The organism is Coleofasciculus sp. G1-WW12-02, from assembly GCF_040219735.1.
In the GTDB taxonomy this organism is placed as follows: domain Bacteria; phylum Cyanobacteriota; class Cyanobacteriia; order Cyanobacteriales; family Coleofasciculaceae; genus Coleofasciculus.
This window is the reverse complement of the sequence record NZ_JAVJRX010000047.1, coordinates 1-14,867: the sequence shown is the minus strand read 5'-3', so window position 1 is coordinate 14,867 and position 14,867 is coordinate 1. Positions and strand designations below refer to the sequence as shown.

The 14,867-nt window shown below is 44.8% G+C and carries 12 protein-coding genes, 1 tRNA gene and 1 pseudogene; 7 read left to right on the top strand and 7 right to left on the bottom strand.

The window, feature by feature from the left end:
* Positions 1 to 57 precede the first annotated feature (57 nt).
* Positions 58 to 1,023 (bottom strand): protochlorophyllide reductase, encoded by a 966-nt coding sequence (locus RID09_RS08195; protein ID WP_446335456.1) that lies wholly within the window; start codon positions 1,021 to 1,023, stop codon positions 58 to 60.
* 356 nt (positions 1,024 to 1,379) lie between these two features.
* Between RID09_RS08195 and RID09_RS08190 the strand changes: the two genes are divergently transcribed.
* Positions 1,380 to 1,568, top strand: a complete 189-nt coding sequence (locus RID09_RS08190) for a hypothetical protein (RefSeq protein ID WP_446335455.1) — start codon at positions 1,380 to 1,382, stop codon at positions 1,566 to 1,568.
* Positions 1,569 to 1,936: 368 nt separating this feature from the next.
* Here the strand turns inward: RID09_RS08190 and egtC are convergent, their stop codons facing one another.
* Positions 1,937 to 2,725: an ergothioneine biosynthesis protein EgtC gene (gene egtC / locus RID09_RS08185; protein WP_446335454.1), complete on the bottom strand. Its 789-nt coding sequence runs from the start codon at positions 2,723 to 2,725 to the stop codon at positions 1,937 to 1,939.
* A 63-nt stretch (positions 2,726 to 2,788) separates the two neighbouring features.
* Between egtC and RID09_RS08180 the strand changes: the two genes are divergently transcribed.
* The 3 genes from RID09_RS08180 to RID09_RS08170 all read left to right on the top strand — a co-directional run bounded on the left by RID09_RS08180 (position 2,789) and on the right by RID09_RS08170 (position 8,356).
* Positions 2,789 to 3,424, top strand: coding sequence for an ABC transporter permease (locus RID09_RS08180; RefSeq protein WP_446335453.1), 636 nt, complete (start codon positions 2,789 to 2,791; stop codon positions 3,422 to 3,424).
* 675 nt (positions 3,425 to 4,099) lie between these two features.
* The gene (locus tag RID09_RS08175) at positions 4,100 to 6,235 is read left to right on the top strand and encodes a galactose oxidase-like domain-containing protein (protein ID WP_446335452.1); all 2,136 of its coding nucleotides are present in this window, start codon (positions 4,100 to 4,102) and stop codon (positions 6,233 to 6,235) included.
* Positions 6,236 to 6,364: 129 nt separating this feature from the next.
* On the top strand, positions 6,365 to 8,356 hold the full coding sequence (locus RID09_RS08170) for a Dyp-type peroxidase (protein ID WP_446335451.1): 1,992 nt from the start codon (positions 6,365 to 6,367) through the stop codon (positions 8,354 to 8,356).
* A gap of 226 nt (positions 8,357 to 8,582) precedes the next feature.
* On the opposite strand, the gene RID09_RS08165 is transcribed toward RID09_RS08170, so the two are convergent.
* Positions 8,583 to 9,227, bottom strand: coding sequence for an ABC transporter permease (locus RID09_RS08165; protein WP_446335450.1), 645 nt, complete (start codon positions 9,225 to 9,227; stop codon positions 8,583 to 8,585).
* A 298-nt stretch (positions 9,228 to 9,525) separates the two neighbouring features.
* On the opposite strand from RID09_RS08165, the gene RID09_RS08160 reads away from it, so the two are divergent.
* Positions 9,526 to 10,170 carry an HAD hydrolase-like protein gene (locus tag RID09_RS08160; protein WP_446335449.1) on the top strand — a complete coding sequence of 215 codons (645 nt, stop codon included), beginning with the start codon at positions 9,526 to 9,528 and terminating at the stop codon, positions 10,168 to 10,170.
* Positions 10,171 to 10,387: 217 nt separating this feature from the next.
* Here RID09_RS08160 and RID09_RS08155 read toward each other — a convergent pair whose 3' ends face one another.
* Entirely contained in the window at positions 10,388 to 10,600 is a 213-nt protein-coding gene (locus RID09_RS08155; protein ID WP_446335448.1) for a hypothetical protein, read from the bottom strand.
* 65 nt (positions 10,601 to 10,665) lie between these two features.
* On the opposite strand from RID09_RS08155, the gene RID09_RS08150 reads away from it, so the two are divergent.
* Positions 10,666 to 10,737, top strand: a tRNA-Asn gene (locus RID09_RS08150).
* 68 nt (positions 10,738 to 10,805) lie between these two features.
* Here RID09_RS08150 and RID09_RS08145 read toward each other — a convergent pair.
* Positions 10,806 to 11,885 (bottom strand): tetratricopeptide repeat protein, encoded by a 1,080-nt coding sequence (locus RID09_RS08145; RefSeq protein WP_446335447.1) that lies wholly within the window; start codon positions 11,883 to 11,885, stop codon positions 10,806 to 10,808.
* 222 nt (positions 11,886 to 12,107) lie between these two features.
* Positions 12,108 to 12,767, bottom strand: a complete 660-nt coding sequence (locus RID09_RS08140) for an RNA polymerase sigma factor (RefSeq protein ID WP_446335446.1) — start codon at positions 12,765 to 12,767, stop codon at positions 12,108 to 12,110.
* A 290-nt stretch (positions 12,768 to 13,057) separates the two neighbouring features.
* Between RID09_RS08140 and RID09_RS08135 the strand changes: the two genes are divergently transcribed.
* The gene (locus RID09_RS08135; protein WP_446335445.1) at positions 13,058 to 13,654 is read left to right on the top strand and encodes a glyoxalase-like domain protein; all 597 of its coding nucleotides are present in this window, start codon (positions 13,058 to 13,060) and stop codon (positions 13,652 to 13,654) included.
* Between the two features lie 59 nt (positions 13,655 to 13,713).
* Here RID09_RS08135 and RID09_RS08130 read toward each other — a convergent pair.
* Positions 13,714 to 14,867, bottom strand: a pseudogene (locus RID09_RS08130) (RNA-guided endonuclease InsQ/TnpB family protein); the annotation flags it as partial.

The following is a 14,867-nucleotide window of genomic DNA, read 5'->3' as shown; positions in this document are numbered from 1 at the left end:
GCCCTGACTAGTTATGTAGAGCGGCTAGGACAAACGGCAACCCCTAGTCCTCTCTCCTCAAACGATTCCCACTAACTTGGCACTCAACTCCCACATCCTCTCCCCTTTTTCATCATCGCGGGCTTGGGGAGAAACCCTTTGCACAAAGGACTTGCCCTCTTTCTTCTGTCGGTTCCCCCAACTCCAATAGACACCGGATTGGCTATATTCAGGATCGGCAACGACGACGGCAACCCGTTCACCTGCTAACTCCTGCGATACGTACCCCCCAGTGATGTGTTTCTGGAATAAGGGAAAGAGTTTCTGAAACAGGGGATAGTGATTTCGGAACAGGGGTGTATCGGCGACACATCCTGGATAAAGGGAACTGAAAACGATACCTGTTGACTCGTGATAGCGCCGATGCAGTTCTCGCATCGTCAGCACATTACAGACTTTGCTGTCTTTGTAGGCTTTGACGGGTTCAAACTTTTTGCCGTCAATCATAGAGTGAGGTTCTTTGAATCCCGTTTCAAAGCCTTTGAGTTCACCTAAATCTGGACGCGGTGGAATCTTCCCACCCAATTCATCGGGATTGTGGGTTACCGTTCCCAAAATCACCAGCCGGGGAGACGAAGCCGAGGAATGCTTCAAATCCTCTAGCATCAGGTGGCACAGGAGGAAATGTCCCAGGTGATTTGTGGCAACGGTTAATTCATACCCTTCTGGCGAGCGCTGGGGTTCCTTTATTAAAGGCATATAAATGGCGGCGTTGCACACCAAAGCATCTAGAGACTTGCCACTTTCCCGGAATTGGGTCACAAACTGGCGCACGCTCTCTAAGCTACCCAAGTCAATCGGCATAATTGTGTAGCTATCCTGGGGGATACCTACCTCTTGAGCCGCGTTCTGGGCTTTCTCTAAATTCCGACACGCCATCACGACATGCCATGTTCCCCTTTGCGCCAGGGCTTTGGCAGCATACAAACCAACCCCTGATGAGGCACCCGTAATCACAACCGTCGATTTCTGATGTTGTTCCATTCTCTTCAGACTCCGTTAACCGCCGTTAACTGTTTTTAGACTCTCTTACCACTGAGCTACTTGATGATCTTACAGTTGAGTTGATTAAGTTGCTCAAAAAGTTTTCAGTTGATCGGGTAGATGGGCTGGGTAAGAATGTGTGACCTCGCTCACTCAAGGGCTTTTGTCTAGTCACGCTGAAGGTTCATTGAAATTACTTATTGATACTATACAGTATCACCAATCGTCTATTGAATCATCACCTGAGTTGTGTTATTGAACGCCTAGATTTTTTCTTTACAATTCAATATATTTGTTAAAAGAAGTTTAGAAAATCAGTGGTTTTGAGTTAACTAATAATTATCGGGAGCTTAAGAATGACTTATTGCAGATTCTCTCATAGCCAATCTGTGCGCTGGGATAAATTGTCGTTAAAACTGCGGTACAAAATGTTCAACGCCGGCACTGAGGATAAGTTTGAGGCGTGGATTACGAAAATAGAAGATGACTGGAATGATGAAATAGCTGCCTGTCTCCAGGGTCAATTTCCCGATTGGCGTGGCTAAGTGAGGAGTTGTCTTCGGCACGGTAAGATAAAGGAATAAACCTGGGGTATGAGGCGAAAAGTGCAGGCATCTAGAATGGCGGAATTTTGCCCAATCAGAGGATTCCGTCATCCTGTTAAAAGAGAGTGAAGCCGTGAAAAAAGTACCCTGAACATATCTTCAGCTAATCTTAAGAGCTAAGTTATAGAACTCAAGCTATACCTATTCGACTCAGTGAGACATCTAGAAAAACCCGAGCGTGAGAGAGCGCTGGGTTGAGAAAAATGAGATGGTAGGTATTCTTAGAATAGCACAAACGGCAACGGCATTGAAATGGCGGTGCATCGGCATCCTTGGGAGTTGGTTAACTTCCACGACATTATCAGTGTTTAGAGTCGATTGATGTGAACCTCCAAATCCTCTTTAACCACCAGGAGGCTATTGGTTGGGAAACTGTGCCAATTTCCAGCAAACAAGGGTTCAGAGGCAATCATGACAGCGTTAGGGTAATTTGGGTCATCCCTTAACCAGTATAGAGACGGTGCACTGGTATCCAATGCATAGCGACTGGCAACTAGGCTATGCCCATCACTGATAACCACATTTGCAGAAAAGCTGACTTGATCGGATTGGGCTAATTGTGTCAACTGGATCAAGGTTTGCGACAAGGCTTTCTCTATGGAAGCATCGGGAGCCGCTTGGAGTTCATTGACAAAGAGGGCAAAAATATGCTCAGAATCGGTTGTACCGTGGATTGATTGATAAATTTCATCACTCAGGCGATCGCGAATGGCTCGATATAGGGTTTGACGGAAATGTTGGATAAAACCGTTGTGAATGAATAACAAGCGCTCGCGGCGAAAGGGCTGACAGTTTCCCAGATGCAAGGCTTGACCTGGTGTAGCACTCCGAACATACGCCAATACACAGTCGGATTCCACATAACGGCTCAATTCCGGTAGATTCGTATCGTTCCAGATGGGTAGCGTATTTTTGTAGGTAAACGGCTCAACATCCTGAGTTAAATGATACCAGCCAATGCCCAATCCATCAGCATTGACGACACCCGATTTCATCTCCTTTGGTAAGTAACTTTGGACAACCAGGGAATGTTCAGGTTTATACAAAAGCTGATCGAGTTGGAGAGGGGAACCTAGGTAGCCTAGTAATCGGCACATGCTTATTGGTTTATATCCTATTCCATTGAATCCATTTATATTTTAGGCTGAAATGAAATCCTGATGAACTATATTATTAAAAATCCTGAAGATATTGTTCAATTACTGCTCGAACATCTCCAGATGACGGGTTTAGCTGTACTGATTGCTGTCGCGATCGCGCTTCCCTTATCCTTACTGATTACTCGCTACAGTTGGCTGAATATTCCCATTTTAGGTATTCTGGGCATCCTCTACACCATACCGAGTCTAGCGCTCATTATTCTGCTTGTGCCACTTTTTGGGTTAAATCGTCAATCGGTAGTGGTGGCGATGATTCTCTATACCCAAGTGATTCTGGTACGAAATTTTTTGGTGGCATTACAATCAATTGATCCCGAAATCTTAGAAGCCGCACGCGGGATGGGAATGAATTCCTGGCAACGGTGGTGGTGGGTACAAGTTCCCCTAATTTTACCCATTGGAATTGCCGGAATACGTCTGGCAACAATTGTCGCGATCGCGATTGCCACAATTGGTGCTAAGTTTGGGGCTGGAGGATTAGGATTACTACTGTTTGAGGGAGTTTCTCAGAGTCGCTACGATAAAATTTGGGCGGGGGCAATTACTGTGGCGATTTTGGCGTTTGCTTTAAATGGTGTCTTGTTGGGATTACAGTGGCTATCTAATCCGCAACGAAAAATTCAGGGAACCAGATGAAACTATTCTACAGAATAAGTGGTCAGACATAAATAAACAGCTCTGCGTTAAGAAATGTAAAAACAAGCCAAGTTGTTATATCACAAGCATTGAGACAATATTTATAAAACTTTATACAGCGCCCAAAACTTTTGTCCAACTATTTAGTTAGATTTTTACAACTTTGCTTAACCCCTCAATACAGCCCTTAATAATTCTTTACAACTAGTCCCAAAGGGTTGTCAGACGAAGCCCAAACAGAAAAATTTTCTCAGACCAGTGTATTACCCTTGACATACCTCTTTAGATAGAAGTTATAATTGCCAAGAACAATACAAAGCAAATTAATTTGCGTTCCTCTCACACCCTATCAGTGTGCAGTGTTTTCCAATGAGGATGGGTTCATTTTCCTCATGACTGATGGGTATAATCTTTGCGTACCTATTTGAGTCAAAAGAGGGGTATCATCCGATTAGAAACAAATTCCTCTTGTCGGACAGGTAATTGTGTCTGTAGAATTGGTATTTCTCAGGCTTAATTTTCTGGACTGGACACAGTTTCTGCTGGAATTAAAGTGCAATTTAGATTCTAGAGGTGATGGTTTTTAAAGGTACAAAAGTAGGCGGAGAAAATTACTAATTTTCTGTCTGGTTTGACATTTTGAGGGGAAGTTAATAGAAGTGAACAAATAAAATAATGAAGCAAGAACAATTGACAATCGCGACGCGAAACAAACTCCTGAAGATATTGACAATCTTTGTCCTGGCAGTAGCAGTCATCTTTTGCGACTGGAGTTACGCGCTAGCCGATGACGGAGGCTCGTCCTCCGCTTCAATCTGCACCGGAACTCCTAGTCAGCTAGAAACTAAACTGCGAAACAACCTCAAGAATAAATTCCTAACCTACGAAGGTTGTCCGACAGAAATGGGTGCTTGGTATATGTTGCCAATGCCCGAAGAAAAGGATCGGATGCAAGCTGTTCACGTAGCGCTATTACCAAACTCAAAAGTCTTAATTGCCAACGGCAGCAGCAACCGCAACCACGTTACGGCAGATGGCAAAATCGAAGACGGTCTTGATAATAGTAATTACGATGTCGTCAACAACACATCCATCTTCGATCCTTCCCTTTCTGATTTCTATTATAACCCCCAACCAGACTTCACCCAATCTCCTTTCGAGCGTATTTCATCGCCCCCAGCGGAGGTAGAAGGTGAAATAAATGACCTTTTCTGTTCCGGTCATTTACAGCTACCCAGCGGAGATGTATTATTTGTCGGGGGGACTCGACGCTACTACCCCGGCGTGCGCTTCTTAGGCTCGAGAAATGCCAATATTTTTCACTGGCAAGATCGGACTTGGGAAACCTTAGGTTTAACCAAGGACGGTCACTGGTATCCTACCCTCGTCCCGCTAGCTGACGGGGAAATTGCTGCCTTCTCGGGACTCTCAGCGACTTCCCCAGAACTTATTAGCACTCTGGTAGAAATTTACGATCCCACAAACAAAACTTGGCAGTCTATCGATGTCAAAAATCTCCCCAACAATCCGTTTTTAACTCGGATGAACGACGAGAACTTCGGGTCTGACATCATAGACCTTTATGCACGCATACTGCCAACCCAACAGCAAAACCGATTCTTAATCACAGGAGATGGTGGCGGTAAAAACGAGGCTAAGATTGCTCACGCAAGCGTCCATAGCTATTTCGTAATCTTCGATAAAGACCCCGGAACCGGAAAGTATACCATAAGCTTCGAGAAAGGTCCTGACAGAAAAGCCATCAACAAAGTCTATGGTACTGCAGTAATAGACCCGAGTTCTCCTAACGGAGATGTCCTCTTAATGGGTGGCATCATGGGCACCAATAACATTGGTATTGGACCAGGAAAAGATGTCATCAAGGGAGCAACCATTGCTGCCAGCCTAGAGCGTTGGAAAGCACCAGGCGCACAAGACACTAACACTAAAGGTTCGTGGGAGATCGATAAGAACTTTTTTGCCAAAATTGACGAAGACATTCTACTCGAAACTGAGGATATCGTAGAGGGTAAAGTAAAAGCCTTACCACTGAATTATAAGTATGTAAAGCAGTCCTCCAGTTTAGGTCGCTATGGCAAGCGGGCTATGGAACAGGCTGTCATTCTGCCGACCAAGGAAATTTTGGTAGTCAACGGAGGTAACTACGCCGAAACCCGTCCGGCTTACAACCCGACCTTGTTGATTCCAGATGCCACCCAAACCGACCACCAAGGCTTCCGCACCAAGCTGATGAACCCGGATGTTGAACCCAGGCTTTATCACAACAACGCTTTGCTGTTACCAGATGCACGGGTGTTAGTCATGGGTGGCAACAACTCTCGCGCCGCCAGATATGATGAGGACGGAACCGTTCGTCTAGATACCAAGAACGATTTCGCGTTTGTCGAGAAAGGCACTGACGGCAATAGCGGCGAGATCTGGCAACATGCAATATTTTACCCGCCCTATCTCTTCGGAGCGAGTCCCCGCCCAGAAATTGAGACAGATATTACACAACTACAATACGGCGCCTCTCAAACTATCTCTGTGAGCAACGCCTCTACAGATAACTCAGGTTCTGTGGTTCTGGTGAAATTGGGTTCGGCAACTCACTCTTTTGATATGGGTCAACGCTTGGTAGAACTAGAGATCCAAGACCAACAACCTAGTGGAACTGACAACAACACTAGCATCAGCTTTAGCGCTCCGACTAACGACCATTTCAGCCCACCAGGCCACTACATGCTTTTCTACGTCAATGGTGCCGGGAAGCCTTCCCACGCCAAGATCGTGCAATTAGTAAAGGCTTAATTTCCGGGGCATCAATTCTTCCACTGGCGAGATATTTGTAGGAGTTTTTTGACTTACTGTTTGTCAAATATCTCCCAGTCTTACTTTCAACCAGACAAGTTTAGCTACACAGTAAAAAAGGAGTTGGTTATGGCTGACATCAACGAAGCGATAAAGCAAGTCACCGAAATTGTCACCCCTTTTGATGAATTGGAATATGAAGCCCTGTTAGGTGAGATCCAAGGCAATATCCTCAAATCCCATGGACGAAACCATGCGGTTCATTTGTTTTTGAAATTCACTGGCGATCCGGAATCCGTTAAGCAATGGATTGGCAATTTTAGTCACAAGTATGTAACATCTGCACTGGCTCAAGCCGAGCAGGCAAAGCAGCATCGACAGTATGAAGGGGAAGGTCAACTATTTGGCAACTTCTTTTTAACAAGGGCTGGTTATATGTACTTAGGGTATAACTACGAGGATCTGCCCAATGAAAACCCATTTCGACAAGGGATGAAAGATACCAATATTCAGAACGAACTTGGCGATGATGTTGAGCAATGGGAAGATAGTTTTCAACAAGAAATTCATGCTCTTGTATTGCTTGCAGGTGATAAGATAGTAGGTCCGCGAACCCAAGAGGCAAAGCTGTTAGAGCGGAAAAACCCCGAACTGCTGCACAAGCAGCCTGCTCTATTGGCACAACAAGTAGAGAAAATAAAAACAGAGCTGGCTAATATTGCTACAGTCGCCCATGAGGATATAGGTTACGTCCTCAGAAGTTCTGAAACTGGAGCGGAGATGGAGCATTTCGGATTCCGAGATGGAGTCAGTCAACCCCTGTTTCTGAAGGCAGATATTGACAAGGAAAAAGAAAATAGCGACTTTTCCAAATGGGATCCTAGCGCCCCGCTAAATTTGGTATTGTTCAAAGATCCCTTGGGTAAAAAAGATGAGAGCTACGGTAGTTTTTTAGTTTACCGCAAACTGGAGCAAAACGTTAAAGCCTGGAACAAGGATGTAGTTAATAACCTGGCTGAAAAGCTCGAAGCTTCCCCCGATTTAGCAGGAGCTTACACTATGGGACGCTTCCAGGACGGAACTCCAGTTGTTCTCCAAAATACGGAAAGCTCTCAACAGCCTGAAGAGAACAACTTTAATTATGCAGAGGATAACGAAGGTCTAAAGTGTCCCTTCCACGCCCACACTCGCAAGGTCAATCCCCGTGGTGAAACGCCAGTCCCTCTAGAAGAGGAGAAGATGCATCGTATTGTTCGTCGGGGAATTAACTATGGACCTCTCCCCAGCGAGGAGCCAGAAACCGGTGCAGGACTGCTGTTTTTGTGCTTCCAAGCCAGTTTATCGAATCAGTTCAACTTCATGCAGAAGGCATGGGCGAAGGAACGTAACTTTGTCCGGCGAGATGTGGGTACAGATGTAGTCATTGGTGTTGAAAAGAAAGAAAAGGATAATAATGGTAACTTAGTCGCCGTCACAGAGACATACCAATGGCCAACTAACTGGGACGAGTCAGGGCAGACGGAAGCTGACTTCACTCATTGGGTAACCATGAAAGGCGGGGAATATTTCTTTGCCCCCTGCATGAGTTTCCTCAAGTCTTTTGCTCCCGCTCCCACCTGCAATATCGTATTTCGGGGAGTACCCAAACAAGAGCTCCAAGCTGCTCAAAACATTATTGACGAACTCCGCAATTACCAGCAGCGGAACTGGGGAATTGGTTTGAACGGAGAAACCAGCGAGCCAGACGGATTCCTCCGCTTCTTCGAGCAGCGAAACTTACCATTTAAGTTTTACGTGCGGAGTTCGCAGGTAGAAATTGGCGACCCCTCTGCCTACGAGGAGGATATCGCAACGCTCAATAAATACATTGAAGATGTACGCAACCAGGAGATTGAGGCAAGCGAATATAAAATCGCCGAACTTAAGGAATACAAAGAACTGTATTGGGCAATTGGTTTAAACGGAGATACCCTTGAGCCGGATGGATTTGTTAGCTTTTTTGGCGAACGAGAGCTACCGTTCAAGTTTTTTGTGCGGAGTGTAGTGGCGGTGGGTGATGAATCTGCCTATGAGCAGAACATCGCAACGCTGAACAACTACATCAGTTTCCTATGTGGGTAATAGACAAAACATTCAGTTAAAACCACCACTACATCACATCAATCTTTAAGCGATTGTAAATAAGTAGGGTACGTCAAAAATCGCGGAAAGCCTCACCATAAGGTGAGGCAGTTTCAATTTTTCGGCTGGGGAAAATTCAGTCTAAACGAGTGCTTAGCAGGAGAATGAAAGTCTGGGAAACTGCGGACACTGACAAATGACCCCTATAACAAATATAAAACCTTTTTTACCTGCTGTGGGAGGATGTAAATCGTTGTAAAATACTCAAACTAACCTCCGCAACTAATGCCAATATTGCCACAGGAATAGCACCTACCAATAGAATACTTTGATCATAAAGCGCAAACCCCAACGCAATAAAACTACCCAATCCCCCTGCACCAATAAAAGCAGCTAGAGTTGCGCTACCAATTACCTCGACTGTCGCGGTTTTAATCCCAGCAATGACTACCGGTAAGACTAAAGGAATTTCGATTTGTTGCAAAATTTGCCTGGGAGACATCCCCATCCCTTTGGCAGCTTCGATGATGGTGGGTTCAATATTGCGAAAGGCTACATCTGTACTGATCAAAATCGGTGGTAGTGCTAAAAGCGTCAACGCTACCGCCGCCGATTTGAAACTTAGCCCCAAATAGGGAATGGCAACGAATAAAATCGCTAAGCTGGGAATGACTCGTAAACCATTGACGGTATTAATCAAGACAGTTGAGGTGGTTCGCGATCGCGCACTCAGCAGCCCTAACGGTAAACCCAGCACTAAGCTGATTGTCAGTGGCACGAGTACCAATAGCAAATGTTGCCCTAGGGCTTCCCTAAACTTGTCTGGATGACTGGCAATATAATTTAGAACTTCGGCAAACGTCTGAAACATTTGAGTTTTTCAGCCATTAACGTTTATCATACAATAATTCTGTTTACCAATTACGTGTAGCCATAGGACTATCTATCCCAGTATTTATCCCTGCACCACTGATTATACTTGGTTTACATAAGTTGTGATGCCAAGTTTTTGATCTGCCCCGGCAATATAGATCCTACACTTACGGAATTCGGAAAAATCTTGGACAAACTAAGATATTCCGATATTGGCGTTTCAGCAGGATATCTATATCAATTTTCCTGCATCTGTCGGCATTTCGCTAGTCATTGTCAATTGTCGGAGCAAACTCATGAGTATAAAAGTTATTGTTTTTGATTTTGATGGCACTTTGGCGGATACCTTCAACGCGATCGTCCGGATTGCGAATCGTTTAGCAGACGACTTTGGATATAAACCGTTGATGCCATCGGACATTGAACAGATTAGAAATTTAAGCACTCGCCAGATTATTCAACAATCAGGACTTCCCTTGTTCAAAATTCCTTTTTTGCTTAAGCGCATTAAATCAGAATTACACAAGGATATTGAATCTTTAAAGCCTGTTTATGGAATACCTGAGTTGTTAAAGGAGTTAAAGAATCAAGGAAAGATTATCGGCATATTAACCTCAAATACCGAAAAAAATGTTAAAACCTTCTTAAAAATACATGCCCTAGAATCTTTTTTTAGTTTCATTGATTCAGAAGCGACAATTTTCGGTAAATCAAGCGCATTAAAAAAACTTATAAATGATAACCATTTTCAGCCAAACTTCCTTGTTTATATAGGAGATGAAACACGAGATATCGCTGCATCAAAGAAAATTAACATAAAAGTGGTAGCCGTAACTTGGGGATTTAATTCTTCAGATGCATTAATCAAATATAACCCTGACTTTTTAGTTAACCATCCTCGTGAAGTCTTGACAGTTATCGCGGATTTTGCCAAATTGTAAGCCACTCGCTTGTTAAAAGCAGCCATCGGGGCTACTTACATTCCAATCACGACAACAGAACCATCTGCTTCCGCAGCTTTTATATCTAAATAGGGCTGGCTGCAAAAATCCCAAACCCTTATCTATCAATGCTTTGAGCGGCATTGATATTTGCTCCTGTTCAAGGAAAAAGGGTTTAACCCTTTTATACCCTTGCACCGCTATCAGGGAAAATGTACTATGGCTTCCCCAGCTCCCAGACGTAGCATTGCCATCTGCCCTCTGTGCCATCTACGCCTGTGCCTTTTGCGACAACCTGGATACGGATAGAGAGAATCTCCCAAAAGGTTTTAATCACAGGGGTTGCAGCATCTTTTACTTCAGCGAAATGACGGGTATGGCTGGGAAACAGAAGGTGTAACGGCGGATGCTCTGAAAAAAATTTTCTCAAAGGGCTTGCCAAATTATCCTTTTACTGGGTAAGATTAGTAATCGTGGCAAGCGTTGAAGTCATGATCCTCAGTAGCTCAGTGGTAGAGCGGTCGGCTGTTAACCGATTGGTCGCTGGTTCGAATCCGGCCTGGGGAGTTTAAAATTAGCTGGTAGCCCCAAGCCAAAAGCTAAACCTGCGGAATGGCAGTAGCAAAACTAGCAGTTCAATCCCCTCTTTCATAAAGGATTTGGGCTAAATCATTCCGTAATAAGGCTTCTTGCTGAGTTTCGCCGATCGCGTTGGCGAGGGCGATCGCTTGTTCGTAAAATTGCCGCGTTTTAGATAAATTGCCTCTGGCTAGATAAAATTCGGCAAATAATCGCAGTGAAACCAACTCTCGGCTTAAGCTTTCCTGTTCTTGGGCTAAGGCTAAATGTTGATTGAGATATCGAATCGCCAGCAAATCTGGACCAATGATACTGTAAGATTTCGCCAATCCACGCAGGGCGCGAAACTGATTGGGAATATCACGGCTATCTTGTGCCAGTTGTAAGGTATATCGATAGGAGCCAATCGCATCTTTGTAGGAGGCGATCGCGAAATAGGCATCCCCTAAATTATTACGGGTATTCGCTTCTCCCAAAGGATCGCCCAATCGCCGCCGCAAGGTTATCGCCGCTTTATACTGCTTAATCGCCTCTAAATAATCACCCGCACTAGTGGCGACTAAACCCAGGTTGCTCAAACTAAGTCCTTCCCCTTCGCGATCGCCCACCGTGCGAGCAATCGTGAGGGCTTCAGCAAAGCTTACTTGGGCGGCTTCCAGATTTCTCGATTGCAGCAGTACAGTGCCAATGTTATTCAAGGCATAAATTTGTCCCTGAAAGTCTTGTAGGAAACGGGCAACCCCTAACCGACGGCGTAGGGACTCCTCAGCTTGGGAAAAGCGTCCCAAATCAGCATAAGTGAGACCAATATAATTGTAAGCTAAGCCTTGTCCTTCAAAATCGCCGATTTTCTGATAAAGATCCAGCGCCTGTTGCCAATAAGCGATGGCTTTTTGCCAATTTTCTTGACGCTTTGCCTCTCCTCCTAGCCGCAGAAGTAAATCCGCCTCATTTCTTTCTTCCCGTTGAAGGCTTCTATTCAAGGGAATCGTCAATTGATCTTGTAAGTCAAAACCCTCGGTGTTGTTGGAGACGGTTTGACTTAGAGCCGGGTTACTCAAGATCAGTACCGCCCCAGAAATCAGAGCCACCGATGTGCGACGCATCACGTTCACCGAGAGATATCCTCTATTCATGGATTGATGATTTTTTGTTCGAGATAGGGAATGTCTATCCGTTCTACAACACTTGGACAAAGCTAGACAATATTGGATCTTGTTAGACATCATCCGGATTGCTTCCTGCTTCTTTCTGGCGGTGACGGCACTCTTTCCAGTCCACAGGCTTAAAATCGGACAGAACTTGCCCTATTCAAAATTCTAGCGATTGCAGTAAAAAGATTACAGCGCCAGAGGATGTCACACGGGTACAGCATTGGATTCGGACTTGTCCTCAGTATTATCCGCCGCTTGTTGTAAGTAAATCTCGCGAATATCCTCGGGTAAGTTTGCCTCTAATCGCTGATACCCCTGCTGGAGTTGATTTCTGACTTGAGCGGGTGCGATCACTTCGCCTTCGGCTTGTAAATAGGCGGCGATGCGGGTTTCACTCCACTTAAAGGTTAAAGCCATTATCACAATTAACCGCATCAGAGGGGGTAACTGTTCTAATGCTGCCTCCAGATAACACCATAATGGGGGTGGTGCAGCTTGGAGGGTATAGTGAATGGACTCCACTGGGGGTAAATCCGCTTGATTGATGCAGACGGCTGTCATGTTAATCAGCCAGCTTTGGAAGGTATTAGACTCACTCGCCGCCTCTTTGATAAAATCCATTCCCCGCAGTTCATAGAAAATATGACGCCAGGTGAGGGCAAAGAGGTAGTCGGCTTGCACGGGCGATCGCGCGGAATGACGAATTAAGGTATAGACAATCGGACTATAGCGGCAGAAAATCGCCGTGAAATACTTTCCCTGTTCCGGATAGCGCTGAAACAGAGTTACCAGTTCCCGATCGCTGTAGTGAAACAGGGATTTGACTAGCGGATGGTTGGATTCAGAAAAATGTGGAATATGCACAGTGTTTACGTTCTAGCTAGAATTGGTGAATGCACGGTGTTCACTCTCAAGCAGATGCCTCCCTTATGCAGGTGTTACCCCTTCGGTTGAAGATTTAACAGTGAGTTGCTGACGCCTATCATCCTTAGTGTGTGAGTTTTACGTCCCGCAGGATTAGCTGATGTCGTTTACCTTAGCTAAAATTAGTAACATCTAGTAACATCTATAGGACATCGGATGGTATTCATCATAAACCTGTAACAGAACAACCGATTCGTCAAAGTTAAATCAACTCAACATCGCTTGTCAGAATGATTCTATCAGTTGATATTATTGCCTTTCGACTACCACTCCTGCCGTTTGGCGCTTTTTTACCGTCTCTGCCACTCGATAGCCTTTTTTCCACCCAAGGCATTATGGTTATGCTCTTGGCAGCTTACGCGGTGGCGATGTGGATGTTTCTCACCAGTGCGCCTAAAGTACATACCATTATGGTGTCTGATGTGGAGGTGGCACGACAGTTTTATGAAGGCTTGCTGGAGTTGTCAGCCGCAGAAGTTCCCCTACACTACTACTACAATTATGAGCAAACCCTAGGCGCAACCGGGATTGATCCCCTCTATCTATCCACCAATACCGGAACCACGAGTGCAACTCAACTACAAGGAACTGAGGGACTTTGGTATCAGCTTAGAAAAAATACCCAACTCCATGTCATTTCCGGTGCCAGCTATGGGAATAAAAATCGACACCGCCATGTCTGCTTTGATCATGACTGCTTAGAACAAGTGTTGATGCGGGTACAAATGCGACGCCTCAAGTATAAGGTTCGCACTCAAAAACCGCTGAATTTTTTAGTTAAAGATTTAGAGGGGCGCGTTATTGAAATGGCAGAAGTCTCCAATTGAGCCATTTTCGTTAAAGTTAGCAATAGTTGACTTCTCCCCCGGTTAAAACGCGGGGGATTCTAAGAGGATACTACGGGACGAACTAAAGCCGCGTCCCTTCGTTTTGTCTTCTTAGAGTTCCAGAGAAAAACCCTGAATGGCGCAGTCAAAAACGCCCTACTGACGCAAGGCTCAATCAAGACCTAGCTGTATCTCTACTTTGCGGAGAATATTGGCAGCCCCGTTAGCATCGGCGTTGACAAATTCTCCGTTTTTGGTGCGGTACATTCCTCGTTTTACTCGCTTTCCACCCTTGCTCCACCCTTCCGGGCCTGAGCCGAATACAGGCAGAGGGTCATTGTCAAGAAAACTAGCTTTAGATGTATAGCTTTCTTCAGTTTCTACAAACTGAATCCCGTATTGCTCACACAGTTGCTCAATCCTATGTTTAAGACGAGCAGTAGGAATTTGAACAAACTCCTGGTTCGTCTTTTTCCCTAACTCAATCCCATCTTTATTGCGTCGATTACAGCCGAAAACGACTGTTCCAATCCGATGTTGGAGGCAATAGTTGATAACAACACGAGCGGCTTTGTTAACCGCATCTCTTACTTGCCTATTACGCCTTTCTGTGAGAGAGGCTAATTCTTCATTCCAAAACCCTTGAGCTTTATCCAACTTAATGGTTGCAACCCGTTTGTTGTAGAGCTGGTTGAGACTCTTTAGTTTACGTCCATCAACAATAAAACTGGTTCCTACATTAGAAACGCAGGTCATCCAGTTGTTGAGTCCGGGGTCGATTCCTAGTACCCGTAAGGGGTCTACATCTGCTTTTATGGAAGGCAGGAGGTAGACGAACTCAGCGTAGAAGCAACCGTTGCGGGGGAGGACTCTCAGCTCCTTGATGTCTTTGAAGTTGAGATTAGATGGTTTATGGATAAAGAAATCCGCTATCTTAAACCATGTTTTAACCAACTTTCCTAGCGGTATCCTGATTTGACCATCTTTAATCTTCAAAGCTTGCTTAGGATAGCTGACAACAGAAAGACCGCCTTTCTTTAAATACTTAGGCAGTCTAGGGTTATCTGCTATCTTTCCTTTTCTAAACGCCTTTATTAAACCATCGAAGGACTTAAAGGATTCGCTAACTGTTCTTAGCGCTTGTTGAGCCGCTTGAGAATAGAGGGCTTGGAAGTGCTTGTTGTTTTTGTACTCCTTTTCTAAGTCATATTTA